This is a genomic window from Winogradskyella tangerina (assembly GCF_003260205.1).
Lineage (GTDB): Bacteria > Bacteroidota > Bacteroidia > Flavobacteriales > Flavobacteriaceae > Winogradskyella > Winogradskyella tangerina.
In genome coordinates, this window is the sequence record NZ_QERF01000002.1 from 405,011 (window position 1) to 420,846 (window position 15,836).

At 35.0% G+C, this 15,836-nt stretch carries 12 protein-coding genes and 1 tRNA gene; 5 read left to right on the plus strand and 8 right to left on the minus strand.

Annotation, left to right across the window (positions count from 1 at the left end; genetic code table 11):
• Positions 1-36: 36 nt before the first annotated feature.
• Genes DDY94_RS04545 through DDY94_RS04555 form a run of 3 tightly spaced genes read right to left on the minus strand, consistent with a single transcriptional unit; the run spans position 37 to position 2,339 of the window.
• The gene (locus DDY94_RS04545; protein ID WP_111682854.1) at positions 37-1,176 is read right to left on the minus strand and encodes a radical SAM protein; all 1,140 of its coding nucleotides are present in this window, start codon (positions 1,174-1,176) and stop codon (positions 37-39) included.
• Entirely contained in the window at positions 1,173-1,973 is an 801-nt protein-coding gene (locus DDY94_RS04550) for an aKG-HExxH-type peptide beta-hydroxylase (protein ID WP_111682855.1), read from the minus strand. Before DDY94_RS04550 ends, DDY94_RS04545 begins: the two co-directional genes overlap by 4 nt.
• A gap of 12 nt (positions 1,974-1,985) precedes the next feature.
• On the minus strand, positions 1,986-2,339 hold the full coding sequence (locus tag DDY94_RS04555) for a hypothetical protein (RefSeq protein WP_111682856.1): 354 nt from the start codon (positions 2,337-2,339) through the stop codon (positions 1,986-1,988).
• A gap of 262 nt (positions 2,340-2,601) precedes the next feature.
• On the opposite strand from DDY94_RS04555, the gene DDY94_RS04560 reads away from it, so the two are divergent.
• Complete coding sequence (locus DDY94_RS04560; protein ID WP_111682857.1) at positions 2,602-3,522, plus strand: IS481 family transposase; 921 nt, start codon at positions 2,602-2,604, stop codon at positions 3,520-3,522.
• 15 nt (positions 3,523-3,537) lie between these two features.
• On the opposite strand, the gene DDY94_RS16090 is transcribed toward DDY94_RS04560, so the two are convergent.
• Together DDY94_RS16090 and ppgK are read right to left on the minus strand one after the other, a co-directional pair.
• Positions 3,538-3,687: a hypothetical protein gene (locus DDY94_RS16090; protein ID WP_157957251.1), complete on the minus strand. Its 150-nt coding sequence runs from the start codon at positions 3,685-3,687 to the stop codon at positions 3,538-3,540.
• Between the two features lie 242 nt (positions 3,688-3,929).
• Complete coding sequence (gene ppgK / locus DDY94_RS04565) at positions 3,930-4,661, minus strand: polyphosphate--glucose phosphotransferase (protein WP_111682858.1); 732 nt, start codon at positions 4,659-4,661, stop codon at positions 3,930-3,932.
• Between the two features lie 139 nt (positions 4,662-4,800).
• Here ppgK and DDY94_RS04570 point away from each other — a divergent pair.
• Positions 4,801-4,874, plus strand: a tRNA-Pro gene (locus DDY94_RS04570).
• Between the two features lie 135 nt (positions 4,875-5,009).
• Here DDY94_RS04570 and DDY94_RS04575 read toward each other — a convergent pair.
• Positions 5,010-7,046, minus strand: a complete 2,037-nt coding sequence (locus DDY94_RS04575) for an HD family phosphohydrolase (RefSeq protein WP_111682859.1) — start codon at positions 7,044-7,046, stop codon at positions 5,010-5,012.
• A gap of 112 nt (positions 7,047-7,158) precedes the next feature.
• Here DDY94_RS04575 and DDY94_RS04580 point away from each other — a divergent pair, with 112 nt between their 5' ends.
• Both DDY94_RS04580 and DDY94_RS04585 read left to right on the plus strand, forming a co-directional pair.
• Positions 7,159-8,337, plus strand: a complete 1,179-nt coding sequence (locus DDY94_RS04580; protein ID WP_111682860.1) for an acetyl-CoA C-acyltransferase — start codon at positions 7,159-7,161, stop codon at positions 8,335-8,337.
• A 9-nt stretch (positions 8,338-8,346) separates the two neighbouring features.
• Positions 8,347-9,096, plus strand: coding sequence for a C40 family peptidase (locus DDY94_RS04585; RefSeq protein WP_111682861.1), 750 nt, complete (start codon positions 8,347-8,349; stop codon positions 9,094-9,096).
• Between the two features lie 50 nt (positions 9,097-9,146).
• Here DDY94_RS04585 and DDY94_RS04590 read toward each other — a convergent pair whose 3' ends face one another.
• Positions 9,147-10,433 carry a tetratricopeptide repeat protein gene (locus tag DDY94_RS04590; protein WP_111682862.1) on the minus strand — a complete coding sequence of 429 codons (1,287 nt, stop codon included), beginning with the start codon at positions 10,431-10,433 and terminating at the stop codon, positions 9,147-9,149.
• Positions 10,434-10,462: 29 nt separating this feature from the next.
• Positions 10,463-12,997, minus strand: coding sequence for a DNA gyrase subunit A (gyrA, locus tag DDY94_RS04595; RefSeq protein WP_111682863.1), 2,535 nt, complete (start codon positions 12,995-12,997; stop codon positions 10,463-10,465).
• Between the two features lie 260 nt (positions 12,998-13,257).
• On the opposite strand from gyrA, the gene DDY94_RS04600 reads away from it, so the two are divergent.
• Positions 13,258-15,813, plus strand: a complete 2,556-nt coding sequence (locus tag DDY94_RS04600; protein ID WP_111682864.1) for an ATP-dependent Clp protease ATP-binding subunit — start codon at positions 13,258-13,260, stop codon at positions 15,811-15,813.
• Positions 15,814-15,836: the final 23 nt, after the last annotated feature.

Consider the following 15,836-nt stretch of genomic DNA (forward strand, 5'->3'; position numbering starts at 1 on the left):
AATTTATCAAATTCAATAGAACCCAGAGATTACCTTTTAAGAAATCATTAACGAAGTTTCATGTGGGAATAGATGTTTTGAAACCTCAAGTCTAATAAAATCAATTAATTTATATAAATCATCACACCATACAGATTCATTTTTAAAATTGTTTTTATCAGAATATCTGTGTGGTAAATATCCTCCTTTACACACTTCAAAATTTCTGCATTGTAAACATTTGGCACTATAATCTTTTTGCCATAAAGTAAATCCATTTTCATTATACACATTATTCATAAATTCTAACAAGGTACCATTTCCCTTATGATGTTTTGTAGATCCATCGTAACACACCTTAAGTGCATCTAATAATTCATAATTACCATTTGATTCTACAATAACATAACCTAGCCCATTTCCTCCAAATAAATCTGTCTTTGGGACACCTCCCAAAATTGCGCTGATAATATCTTCAAATAGTCTTATTCTAATACCCGAATGATCCTTTTGCCATTCGATAAACAATGAAATCAAATAATTTGCTAATGCATATTTAGGAAGTAAGTGATAGTACTTCTCTCTGCTATCATGCGTTACATCTGGAATTAGGAAACTCATTCTTTTAACACCAATTTTCTTGATCGCATTATAAGTGGAATCTCCCCTCGTATAAGGATCAATTACACATAAGATATTTACATCTATTCCTGACGAAATTAATTTATGGATACCCTTTATTGTACTTTCATAACTACCTTCTCCCTTATGGTCAAGTCTAAATTTATCATGACTTTCCTTAGTCCCATCTAAGCTTACACTAACTCCAATCTGATATTGTTTGATTAACTTTATAAAAGTTGAATTGATAAGTGTAGCATTAGTTTGAATTGAAAGTGAAGTTAAATTATTGCCAAGTCTTTCTTTAAGTTTTTTGATAAATGCTTCAAATGCTTCCTCCTTCATTAACATTGGTTCTCCACCATGTAGTGTTATTTCAATAGGATGTTTTTTTATTAATAATATTTCATTCAAATCGTCGCAGATTTTATCTAGGACTTTTAAACTCATGAATTTGGGTTGTTCCAGATACGAGTTATCTAGATGATTGTACAAATAACAGTAAGAACAATTTAGGTTGCATCTAGAGGCAACTTTTAATATTAACGAAGGTATATATGTCTTTAGGAACTTCATTTATCAAATTCTAATTTTTTGAGAAGTTCTTTAAACAAGAAATCGCCATCAGGTGTGAGATGTGTACGGTTTTGGATTAGAGACTCTGTTAAACTAATTACGTCCTTCTTTGTCTGATTATAAATTGCATTTGCCTGTTCTAATAATTTTTTATCATTAATTTTTAAAAAGAATTTATTATAAAAAATAAGTACATTTGAAAAGGCATGAAATGCTAGTAAAACTAAAATTAGTGGTCTTTTTGTATTTTTTACACTTGAATAAGCATCAGGAGCATTTTCTCTTACAAGCTTTGCTTTAGCTAAAAATTTATAAAAATGTTGATGGGAAGATTCATGAATAAGCATCTCACATAATGCTACTTTTGAAACTAGTAATGAAATATGTACTTCACCAGGTTTAATAGAAAGGCTTGAACTCTCCATTATTGAGGGAGGTTTAAGAAGGATGACCAGTTTATGAATGGCGCTGCTTATCCAGAACGCGAAGTCCGGTTCTACTTCTCTAATTAGCGCAGTTGAATCTAAAATTTTATTCTTAGCAATTTCAATTATATCAAAACGATATTCGTCCCTTAAAGCTTCGAATGACAGTACATCAAGCTCTATTTTAGGATGCCAATTTGATAAATGATTTTTATCTCTTTGACATATTTGAATTATTCGAAATAAATGTTCTTTGAATATATTATTTTCTGGAAGTTCATTTAAAAAAAATACTTCTTTCTCTAACTGATTATGGAATTTTTTAATTGATTTTTCGAATTCTATACCAGGAGTAGCAAAATAGTTTTGCATTAACAATTAAAATTAGTTGTTCGCAGAATTACTTTTATTTACCTTAAGTTGATCTCTTAATGAATCTAGTAAATTCTCCTTTAAATCATCAGGGATTCTAGGATCGTTATTCCAAATTGAAATAAGTTCCGCTATTCTTTTGTCATCCTTTTCGTAGACATCCTTTTTTTCATAAGAACCGCCTTTAGTGTACGTACTTGGAGATCCAGATTTTGTGTATGTACCACCTTTGGTATATTTAGTGAATGGATTATTAATAGGATCAAAAGGATTTGTTGAAGGATCTACTGATAACATATCCTTTGGGTTTAATTCTAGAAGAGCACGCATTAAGGCTTTTGCTAGAGAATCATTTAAATCTGACATAACTTTATATTAATATGTAACTCAAAATAACAAATTTTTAAATTATGGACAAAAAAATGTTACACAATGGAATGTATAAAATGCGTTTTAAAACTTTTTATTTATTACAATTATTGTTTATTTAGATTCAAATAGTTTATTTGAGGTTATGTAATTAAAACGGAAAGTAGCTCCATGAAAAAAGTTAGTATTTTATCCATATGATACTTCGGACTTAAGTTGACTGTTTATTAAATTTATAGACAACTTAAAAGTCTGACTTATGACCAGAGAACAAAGGCATGATATTAAGAGAAAACTAGATGTTTTTGATTATGCTAAAAAGGTGGGCAACATTAACAAAGCTTGTAGGCATTACGGGATCTCTAAGACGACTTATTTTAATTGGTTAAAGCGTTATCAAAAAGACGGAGAAAAAGGATTGATTAACAATAAGCCTTGTCCAGAAAATATAAGATTACGCACACCCATTGAGGTAGAAGAGAAAGTCCTTTACCTAAGAAAGAAATATCATTTTGGTCCAGAGAGAATCTATATGTATTTGAAACGTTATCTCGATATTGAAACCTCTGAAAGTAGTGTGTATCGTATCTTAAAGAGAAATGGAATCAGTAGACTCCCAAGAAATGCTAAAAGACGCTCTCCAGGACCAAAATTTAAGCGATATGAGAAACAAACCCCTGGCCATCACATTCAAATGGACGTAAAGTTCCTTACCTTCACTGATAAGCAAGGAAAAAGCATAAAACGCTATCAGTACACAGCTATCGATGATGCAACCAGAATACGCGCCTTAAAAGTCTATAATAGACATAACCAGAACAATGCTATTGATTTTTTAAATTATGTGATCAAAAAGTTTCCTTTTCGGATTAAAATGGTAAGAACCGATAATGGTCATGAGTTCCAGGCAAGATTTCATTGGCATTGTCAAGACCAGGGGATAGAACATGTTTATATAAAGCCAGGAACTCCAAGGCTGAACGGGAAAGTAGAAAGATCACATCTCACCGATAAGCTGGAATTCTATCAATTAATCGAGTACACATCAGATGTTGATTTAGGAAAGAAAATGAACGAATGGGAGAATTTTTATAACTTTAACAGACCCCATAAATCTCATGGAGGATTGACACCTTATGAAGTATTCAGAGCAAAAATGAATATCAATATTCAAAGTTAACCCTAGTTTGAAGTATCACAACTCTACCCAACTGCTGTCAGCAATAACACCACTTTCATTTGATAAACCAAAATACAACTCTGTTCTTTTACCATTGGCTTTATCTGTACATTTACATGATGTAATTAAAAACAGACCAAATATGGATAAAACCATATACCTCATTAATAAAAACTTAAAAATTTTAATTTCGTTTTAGAATTCTAATTTAACTTTAAATAATTAATTTTAAAGCGAAATTAAAAATAACAAACTAATTTCACTCTCGCTTCACCAAGCTTTTAGGGAAGTTGTAAAATATTGAAAATAAGAGGATTGTAATTTAAGTTCAATTCCTGTCGCAACTACAAAAAGCCATTTCTTAACAGAGGTGGCTTATTTGTTATCTTTTTTTGTTTCTGTAAACCTCATTTCGCCAGCAATGCGGCACCAACAATTCCTGCATTGTTTTGATAAGCTGCCGGAATTACCGGTGTGGAAATTGTTATTTGATCTTTGAATTTATCAAATTTTTTACTTGCACCTCCGCCAATAATAATATAATCTGGAGAGAATAATTTTTCGACTAATCTTAAAAATTTATGCACACGACCTCCCCACTCAGGATAAGACAGTTTGTAACGTTTGCGAGCAGCATCAGAAGCGTAATATTCAATCCGTTTATGATTCTTATATGGCATAGAACCTAACTCAAAATTTGGAATAAGATCTCCATTATAGAAGGCTCCCGAACCAATTCCTGTACCAAGTGTTATCATAAACACCAAACCATCCTTACCTTTTCCAGAACCGAAAGTCATTGTTGCCAATCCGGCCGCATCTGCATCGTTGGCCACTGAAAATTCAAGCCCAGTTCTTTTTTCAAAGAGTTCTTCAACATTTACGCCTTTCCAACTTTTATGAATATTAACACTAGTATGTGCTACTCCATGAGTAACCAGGGCCGGAAATCCACAACCTACTTTACCCTTCCAATTGAAATGCTCTACTAGTTCTGCTACCTCGTCAGCAACATCTGCAGGCTTTGCTCCTGTAGGTGTTGCAACACGATGTCGTTCAGTGACAAGCTCACCAGTTTCTATATTAACAACAGCGCCCTTAATACCTGAGCCTCCAATATCAATTCCGAGTAATTCCATAGGTTGAGAAAAGTTAATTATGTATTGTCAAAATACTTTGCAAAGTCCTAAATATAATCAAAAGAGAACGCTTAGCAATAAATTAATAATTCAGACTAAAATTGAAATCCGAAATTACTTATTTTAGCGCAATCATTTTCGGGATGTAGCGCAGCCTGGTAGCGTACTAGCATGGGGTGCTAGGGGTCGCTGGTTCAAATCCAGTCATCCCGACTAAATAATAGCTTTGGTTTTCGTTGAAAGTTTACTTTCTTAAGGAAACCGGGGCTATTATTTTCAAATAAAGCCAAGCTTTATTTGCAACATTTGCGATGTAAATGGATTCTGAAAATCCTAAGAACATCCATCCTACTCCGGATACTCTATTCTAAGGTGATAGATATTTGCAAGCTTATGTTTTAATACCTTTTTAATGGATTGAATTTCTTTAAACGTGATATTAGCGTTTAAAAACTGACCATTATCCATTTGCTTATTGATGATATTTTCAACGAAATCATTGATTTTCGTAGTGGTTGGTTCTTTTAAACTTTTTGAGGCCGCTTCTACGCTATCACACATCATTAAAATAGCAGTTTCCTTACTGAAAGGTTTTGGCCCTGGATACGAGAAGTCTTTTATATCTGCTCCGTCTTCATTAGATTTTTCCTTCATATAAAAATAATAAACCGAGCTTGTGCCGTGATGTGTTCTAATAAAATCGATAACACGATCAGGTAAATTATTCTTTTTGGCTAATTCAATACCATTTAATACATGATCAATAATAATTTTTGCACTTTCTTTGTTTGAAAGCTCCTTATGCGGATCAATCCCGTTACTCTGATTCTCTGTAAAATAGGTCGGATTGACCATTTTACCAATATCGTGGTATAACGCTCCTACCCTTACTAGCATTGCGTTTGCGCCAATTTCGTTTGCCGAAGCTTCAGCTAAATTGGCTACGTTCAATGAATGATGAAAAGTCCCTGGTGCCTCATTAGAAAGCTGCTTTAATAACTTGGTATTGGTATCTGATAATTCGAGTAAGGAAACATCTGAAACTAAACCAAATATCTTCTCGTAGATATAAATTAATGGTTGAACAAATAGGGTCGCTAATCCGCAGAGCACAAAGAGTCCGAAGGTCTCCCACTTAAGGCTAGTAATTTGTCCTTCATGAATAACGAAAAACGCAAAATAGGCGATTATATAAATCAGTGTGATTTGCCCAACAGATATAAAAAGATTTGCACGTTTATACAGTTCAGAAACCGTAAGAATAGTTACAATACCAGCAATGATTTGAAGAAACATATATTCATAACTATTCGGAACAATAAAGCCGAGTAACAACACGGTTAGCACATGAGCAAAAAGCCCGAGTCTGGCATCAAAAAATGCTTTTAAAACCAGTGGTAGTACACAAAGTGGAACGACATATATGTATTGTGAATTATAATTGATAACCAAAGTGGTTAACAAAATCATTAAGGCAATATTGAAAAATATGAAAGTAACTTTAGTATTGTTCAAAAATACTTCAGGTCTGTATTTGTCTAGAAAAAACAACAACATCAGTAGTGCAAGTGCAACGAGTAATGTATATGCAAATAGAACCCAATTGTAGTTGGCCGTATTCCATACTTGCGACTCGTATTCGGACTTCAATGAATTTAAAATTTTGTATTCTTCATCCTCTACGACCTGTCCTTTAGATATGATAAGCTGGTCCTTATCGACGCTTCCTCGAGTAAGTGAGATTTGAGATAATTTTTCTTCAAGCGAATTCCGTGTTAAGTTTTCATTTAAAGAAACATTGGGTTTAACAATATCAAAAAACAAAGAAATCATTCGATTTCTATTTTCGAATGAAATCGATGAGCCAAAATAATTCTCCATAAACGGCCTCAACTGATCTATTTCAATTAAGTTCCCATATTCCAACCGTTTTTCAACAGTATTTGAAGCCATTAAGGTTATTGATTTATCATCAGTATAGGGATAATCTGTGTCAAGAATACCATTTTCGTATAACCTATCGATTAAAGTTTCACCAGATTTGTATAAATTCACATTTAACGAATCACCAAAAACCTCATTGAATTTCTTAGGATAATCAGATTTAATTTTCGCAGGTATTTCCGAATCTACATCAAAATAATCTGAAGCACTATTTTCAATATCGACGCGTTCTTTTTCAATTTCATCTTGAGATTTTTTTATCGCAAAATTGAAGGGGGCATATAGATTCTCTGATTGCCACGGTTTTCCTTTTTCAAATGAATATCTAAACTTCCCAGTTTTTGGAAAAAGGTAAACTATAAAGAGTGTGGTAACTAAGAACAACAAAATCTTATAGACTAATGCATGATTCTTATACCATTTGTTCAGAAGTTCTTTCATATGAAATCAAATGTAACAAATATTAAAATCTTTGATGCCTATAATCTTTAATACATTGAGAAATATCTCAAAATTGATTAATTTCGCAGCAAATAATTTAAACATAGATATAATGAACAAGGAGGTCGTAATCGTATCTGCTGTTAGAACGCCAATAGGAAGCTTTTTAGGCAGTTTAAGCAGTGTTCCAGCACCTAGACTTGGTGCCGCGGCTATTAAAGGCGCCATGAATAAAATACACTTAAAACCAGAATTGGTTGATGAAGTATTATTGGGAAATGTTGTTCAGGCCGGAACAGGACAAGCGCCAGCCAGACAAGCTGCCATTTATGCAGGAATACCAGATACTGTTCCTTGTACTACTGTAAACAAAGTTTGTTCTTCTGGAATGAAAGCTATCATGCAAGCTGCCCAAGCTATACAGTTAGGCGATGCTGAAATTGTTGTTGCCGGTGGTATGGAAAACATGAGTGCTATTCCGCACTATTATCATGCAAGAAGCACCACCAAATTCGGACCAGCGACGATGGAAGACGGTATGCAAAAAGATGGACTTGTAGATGCTTATGATAAAAATGCTATGGGTGTTTGTGCCGATGCTTGTGCTGTAGAATACAATTTTAGCAGAGAAGATCAGGATGCTTTTGCTGTTCAATCTTATGAACGTTCTAAAGCAGCGTGGGATTCGGGAAAATTTGACGACGAAGTTGTTTCTGTGGAAGTTCCGCAACGCCGAGGCGATGCCATTGTAGTTGATAGAGACCAGGAGTATACTAACGTTAAAATGGAGAAAATTCCAGCATTACGCCCAGCCTTTACAAAAGATGGTACAGTAACTGCTGCTAATGCTTCGACCATAAACGATGGTGCTGCTGCAATGGTATTAATGAGTAAAGATAAAGCCGAAGAATTGGGCTTAACACCGTTAGCAACTGTAAAAAGTTACGCTGATGCAGCTCAGGAACCAAAATGGTTTACTACCGCTCCTGCTAAAGCTTTACCAAAAGCGCTTGCTAAGGCTAATGTTTCGCTAGATGATATCGACTATTTTGAATTTAATGAAGCGTTTTCTGTGGTTGGATTGGCCAATATGAAAATTCTAGGATTATCTGATAAGAACGTAAATGTTAATGGTGGTGCAGTTTCATTGGGGCATCCACTAGGTTGTTCTGGAGCTCGAATTTTAGTAACATTAATAAGTGTGTTACATCAAAATAATGCCAAATTAGGTGCAGCCGCAATTTGTAATGGTGGCGGTGGTGCATCAGCAATGGTATTAGAACGCGCTTAAATTCTTTTTATGCAATACGGCATTTGTAATCTGGGGATTGTTCCCATTAGACTTGAAGCCTCAGATAAAACTGAGATGGTTACACAAGCTCTATACGGTGATCTTTTCAAAGTATTAGAACAACGAAAGAAATGGAGTCGTATTCGTTTTGCATATGATAATTACGAAGGTTGGATAGATAACAAGCAGTATCTTGAAATAGAAAAAGAGGACTACGACCAGCTTTCCAAAGCCGGCCTCAACCTTTCTAAAGATTTAGTTGAATTTGTTACTGACGAAACTAGCAGCCTCTATCCTATTCCATTAGGGTCAGATCTAAACGGAATTGATCTTTTAAAGCATAAGTTTGAAGGGAATGCCTTAAAGGCGAAAAGTCCGAAAAGCAATCTTATTTCAACTGCGTTTTTATATTTAAATGCACCTTATCTCTGGGGAGGAAAAACGCCCTTTGGCATTGATTGCTCAGGGTTTACACAAATGGTTTATAAACTGAACGGCTGCATGCTTAATCGAGATGCATCTGAACAGGCAACCCAAGGTTTGGCTTTAAGTTTTATAGAAGAAAGTGAACCTGGCGACCTTGCATTTTTTGACAATTCTGAAGGTGATATCATTCATGTTGGGATCATAATGGCAGACAATCATATTATTCACGCCCATGGTAAAGTGCGAATAGATCGATTAGACCACAGTGGTATATATAATGCAGACACTCGATCTCATACACATAGACTACGCGTAATCAAAAAGATTATATAAAAAAAGCGGTTCAAATTATTTGAACCGCTTTTTTATTCAGATTATAAATTTTAGTTTCCTCCGGCTGCTGCCTCAATAGCTTCCTTTTTAGCTTTCATTTCTTGATACTTTTCAGTATCGTTGATAGCACTATAAAGGTTCATAAGGTTCTTTGCAGTACCTACTTCCTCTTGAAGTTTCAATGCTCTTTCCAACCACGGAATCGCTTCTTTGTATAGATCTTGTAAACTTGCTTTAAGTTCGTCGTATTTATCATAATTTGGTGAAGATGAATCTAAAATAGCATTCATTTCATTCACTACAGACTCTTCCTTAGCCAATATAGCGTATCCCATATTTAATACGGCATTGTAGTAATTAGGATCAATATCAAGCGCTTTTGCATAATACTTCTTAGCTTCTTCCTCTGCTCCTGAAGTTGAAAGTAAAGCACCTAAATTGTACAAAAACTCAACATTTCCTGCACCTTTATTTGAAGCTTCATCAATTAAGGATTGGAATTTTTCTTTATTACCTAATTTTAAGTAAGTCTGAGCTTGAGCGACAATTAAACCTAAGTCCTCAGGGTTTTCTGCTCTAGCTTCTATTGTAGCTGCTAAAGCTTTTTCATTTTCACCTTGATCAGCATATATTAAGGCAATATTCTTAACAATCTCTGAGCGCTTCGAATCTGTTTTTTGATCTCTTGGACTTATATGCGTTTTAATTTTCACAGAAAGATCTCTACCATTTTTATCGGCAAAAGCTTCTTCTTGGCCTGTTTCCTTATTAGTTGCATAATATACCATTCTGACACCTGTGTATTTTATGTCAGCTAGTTCTTCATAGTACTTAAGAGCGCTAGGATAATCATTTGCTCTAACTGATGAATAGGCTGCATTATAAAGATAAAGGGTATCGGCCGGTGAAATTCTATAAATCTTTTCAAATCGCTTTGCCGCACCAGTAAAATCATTTCGATTGAAGGCATCATTCGCCTTTTGAATGAAACTATTAAACATTCCGTCTTTCATTTGGTTAGCCTCTTCTGTATACTTCAATTTACCCATTGAAGATTCTAAGGCCTTTAATTGATCGAGGGTATTAATGGCTTCATCAATGTCAGCATCAGAACCTCCACCATTAGCATATAAGGCTTTTGCTTTTAAGAAATAAAACTTAGCTTTAGTTTTATCGTCCATGTTACCCATCAAAGCTTCAGCTGCAGATACAGCAGATTTAGCATCGGCAAAATTTGAATTTTTAAGTGCTTTATCTATTGCTTTAATTTCATTTTTTTGTGCAAAAGACATTGTTGCTACAGATAACATTAGCACTAACGTCATTAATTTTTTCATCTCGTAATAATTAGTTTTTATTGTTAATTTTAGTTCTCGGTTTCATTAGTATCAAGAGCCGTGCCATCTTCATTAGATGACTGAATATCAGTTGATTCTGCATCATTTTCATCCGCTTCATCGTCATCATCCTTCATCACTTTGGCAACCGCTGCTATAGAATCATTACCCTTAAGGTTAATCAATTTCACGCCTTGAGTAGCTCTACCCATAACACGGAGATCAGCAACTTCCATACGGATAGCAATACCCGATTTATTGATAATCATAAGATCATCGTCGTCAGTTACGTTCTTTATAGATACTAAATTACCAGTTTTTTCTGTAATAGAAATGGTTTTAACGCCTTTTCCTCCTCTATTGGTAATTCTATAGTCCTCTAAACTAGAACGTTTACCGTAGCCGTTTTCTGAAACCACAAGAATGTTACTTTCCATGTCATCGACTGCGATCATTCCTATAACCTCATCTTGATCATTGGCTAAAGTAATTCCTCTAACACCTGATGCATTTCTACCCATCGGTCTTGTCTTAGCCTCTTCAAAACGAATAGCTTTACCAGATTTTAGTGCTAACATTACCTGACTTTCACCTGTTGTTAGTTTAGCTTCAAGTAAAGTATCGTCTTCTCTAATCGTAATAGCATTGATACCATTAGTTCTTGGTCTTGAATATTGCTCGAGCGATGTTTTCTTAACCTGACCTTTCTTAGTTGCCATAATGACATAATGACTGTTTATGTAATCTTCATCTTTAAGATCTTGAGTACAAATGAATGCCATTACCTTATCATCTTGTTCAATATTGATCAGATTTTGAATTGCTCTTCCTTTTGATGTCTTGGCACCTTCCGGAATTTCGTAAACACGCATCCAGAAGCATTTTCCTTTTTGCGTAAAGAACAGCATATATTGATGATTTGTTCCAACGAATAAATGCTCTAAGAAATCTTCATTACGTGTTGTTGATGCCTTCTGGCCAACACCACCTCTATTCTGTGTTTTATATTCTGTAAGTGAAGTTCTTTTGATATAACCTGCATGAGAAATAGTGATCACTACCTTTTCATCAGGTATCATATCTTCAATACTTAGATCACCACCTGCATATTCAATGTTTGAACGACGCTCATCACCGTACTTCTCCTTGATCACTTCTAATTCAGACTTAATGATATCCATTCTACGATCTTTTTTATCGAGAATGTCTTTAAGATCTTCAATAGTTTTGATCAACTCATCATATTCAGCGCGTAATTTGTCTTGCTCTAATCCTGTTAACTGACGTAGGCGCATTTCAACAATAGCCTTCGCCTGAATTTCGGTTAATTCAAAACGTTCAATTAATTTGTTTCTAGCCTCTTCAGCATTGGCTGAAGCTCTGATAAGCGCAATCACTTCATCAATATTATCAGATGCTATAATTAAACCTTCTAATATATGCGCGCGCTCTTCAGCTTTTCTTAATTCGTATTGCGTTCGTCTTACAACTACATCATGACGATGCTCAACGAAATAATGAATTAAATCTTTTAGGTTGAGTAACTGTGGACGTCCTTTTACCAGTGCAATGTTATTCACACTAAATGATGATTGTAAAGCGGTATACTTGTAAAGCTTGTTAAGAACAATATTTGGTATAGCATCACGCTTTAATACGTAAACGATGCGCATACCTTTTCTGTCAGACTCGTCTCTTATCGTTGAAATACCTTCCAATTTCTTATCATTAACAAGATCGGCAGTTTTCTTAATCATATCTGCCTTATTGACTTGATAAGGTATTTCATTAACTATGATACATTCTCTGCCATTCACCTCTTCGATATTGGCTTTACCACGCATCACAATACGTCCTCGTCCTGTATGAAAGGCTTCTTTAACACCATCATAACCGTAGATAGTTCCACCTGTTGGGAAATCTGGCGCTTTAATATGTTGCATTAATTCATCCACATCGATATTGTTGTTATCAATGTAAGCGATTGTACCATTTACAACTTCAGTTAGATTATGTGGTGGCATATTGGTAGCCATACCTACTGCGATACCAGACGCTCCATTTACTAAGAGACCAGGAATTCTTGTCGGTAAAACTGTTGGCTCCTCTAAGGTGTCGTCGAAATTAAGCTTATGATCAACCGTTTCCTTATCAATGTCAGCTAACATTTCTTCCGAGATCTTCTGCATTCTTGCCTCGGTATAACGCATTGCTGCCGGACTATCGCCATCTACTGAACCAAAATTTCCTTGTCCATCGATCAATAAATATCTCAAACTCCATTCTTGAGCCATACGAACCATAGTATCGTATACAGAAGTGTCACCATGAGGGTGGTATTTACCTAAAACCTCACCGACAATTCTGGCTGATTTTTTATGTGCTGTATTTGCTCTAACACCAAGTTCGTGCATGCCGTAAAGTACTCTTCGGTGTACTGGTTTTAAACCATCTCTTACATCTGGAAGTGCACGTGACACAATGACCGACATTGAATAATCAATGTAGGCTGATTTCATTTCATCTTCAATGTTAATCGGAATGAGTTTTTCTCCTTCTGCCATATATAAAATTAATTAGTTTTTATAGGTTTTCAAAACGTGCTAATATAACCAATTTAGTAGTGTTTGCAGAAGTTTTAAGTGCTCTTTTTGGGAGTTTTTATTAACAATTTTTAATATCTTTTTCGTTAATAAGTATCCGAGAAAATACTTTGATTTAAAGTGCTTTTTTAGTCTATTCGTTCAGACCTTTAATTTAAGGTATGATTTTTGACTAATAGATAATATGTTTTTACTATTTTTAATGCAGAAAGGAGTTTACTATGGACGATAATTTTTCCCCAAGAGTTAAAGATGTTATTGCTTATAGCAAGGAGGAAGCATTACGTTTAGGCCATGACTTTATTGGCACTGAACATCTAATGCTAGGGCTTTTGCGTGATGGTAACGGTAAGGCAATTGATATATTAAGTTCCCTGGATGTAGATCTTAACCACCTAAGAAGAAAAGTTGAGATTTTAAGTCCGGCAAATCCCAATATCACCACCACCTCAAACGAAAAAAAGAATTTACATCTTACTAGACAAGCTGAGCGTGCTTTAAAAACAACATTCTTAGAAGCAAAATTGTTTCAAAGCACATCAATTAACACCGCACATTTATTACTGTGTATTTTAAGAAACGAAAATGACCCAACTACTAAGTTATTAAACAAACTTAAAGTTGACTATGATAACGTAAAAGAAGAATTCAAATCTATGATTACAAGTGAAGAAGACTATCTAGACGAACCAAAAGCAGAATCATTTTCTGATGATGATATCAATGAAGAAGAAGATGATGCAAAACAGAATCCTTTTGGAGGCGGTCAGTCTAGCAAATCAAATAAAAAATCTAAAACACCTGTTTTAGACAACTTCGGAAGAGACCTAACCGTACTTGCCGAAGAAGGAAAATTAGATCCAGTTGTGGGTCGTGAGAAAGAAATTCAGCGTGTGTCTCAAATTTTGAGTCGCCGTAAGAAGAATAATCCCTTATTGATCGGTGAGCCAGGTGTTGGTAAATCTGCCATTGCTGAAGGCCTAGCATTACGTATTGTGAAGCGTAAAGTTTCCCGCACATTATTTAATAAGCGTGTTGTGACTTTAGACTTGGCAAGTTTGGTTGCGGGTACAAAATATAGAGGACAATTTGAAGAACGTATGAAAGCCGTAATGAACGAGCTTGAAAAAAATGACGACATCATTTTGTTTATTGATGAAATTCATACCATTGTTGGTGCTGGTGGAGCAACCGGAAGTTTAGATGCTTCAAACATGTTTAAACCTGCCCTGGCACGTGGAGAAATTCAATGTATTGGTGCAACGACACTAGATGAATATAGACAATACATTGAAAAGGATGGTGCTTTAGAGCGTCGTTTTCAAAAGGTCATCGTAGAACCAACTACGGTTGAGGAAACTATTGAGATCTTAAACAACATCAAAGGAAAATACGAAGAACACCATAATGTAGACTATACCGATGAAGCCATCGAAGCTTGTGTGAAACTTACAAATCGCTACATGACTGAGCGCTTTTTACCAGACAAAGCTATTGATGCATTAGATGAAGCCGGCTCACGTGTTCATATTACCAATATTGATGTTCCTAAACAGATTCTAGAGTTAGAAAAACGTCTGGAAGAAGTTAAAGAAACAAAGAATAGTGTTGTTAAAAAGCAGAAGTACGAAGAAGCTGCAAAGCTTCGTGATGACGAAAAGCGACTTGAAAAAGAATTGGCATCAGCTCAGGAAAAATGGGAGGAAGAAACCAAGCAACACAGAGAGGTCGTAACCGAGGACAATGTTGCTGACGTTATCTCTATGATGACTGGTATTCCTGTAAATAAAATTGCCCAGACCGAACTTAATAAGTTAGCACAATTGCCAGAACTTATCAAAGGAAGAGTCATCGGCCAAGACACAGCCGTTGCAAAGGTGGTGAAAGCCATTCAGCGTAACAGAGCAGGACTAAAAGATCCAAACAAACCAATTGGTTCATTTATCTTTTTAGGTCAAACTGGTGTTGGTAAAACGCAGTTAGCCAAAGTTTTAGCTCATGAACTATTTGACAGTAATGAAGCTCTGGTTCGAATTGACATGAGTGAATACATGGAGAAGTTTGCTGTATCTCGACTTATCGGTGCACCTCCAGGATATGTAGGTTATGAAGAAGGCGGACAGCTTACAGAAAAGATTAGACGTAAACCTTATGCGGTAGTACTTCTAGACGAGATTGAAAAAGCACATCCAGATGTATTTAATATGTTACTTCAAGTGCTAGATGATGGCTATTTAACTGATAGTTTAGGTCGAAAAATTGACTTTAGAAATACCATCATTATCATGACATCTAATATCGGTGCTCGAAAACTTAAAGATTTTGGAACCGGCGTTGGATTCGGAACTGCAGCTAAAGAAGCTCAAGAAACGGACTATGCTAAAGCAGTGATTGAAAATGCTCTTAAAAAAGCATTTGCACCTGAATTCTTAAATAGAATCGACGACGTAATCGTCTTCAATTCTCTAGAGAAAGAAGACATCGATAAGATCATTGATATTGAATTGGTGAAGTTAATTTCTAGAATTAAAGAATTAGGTTACAATCTTCAGTTAACGGATAAAGCGAAGGACTATATTGCAGAGAAAGGATTCGACAAGCAGTATGGTGCAAGACCTTTAAACAGAGCAATTCAGAAATATGTTGAAGATGCTTTAGCTGAAGAAATAATCAACGCTAAAATTCAGGAAGGTGATACCATTACAATGGATCTTGATACTAAAAACGATGCCTTAAAAATTAAGGTGAAAAGTTCTAGTAAAACTACTGAGTCCTAAACTAATTAGGCACATATATATTG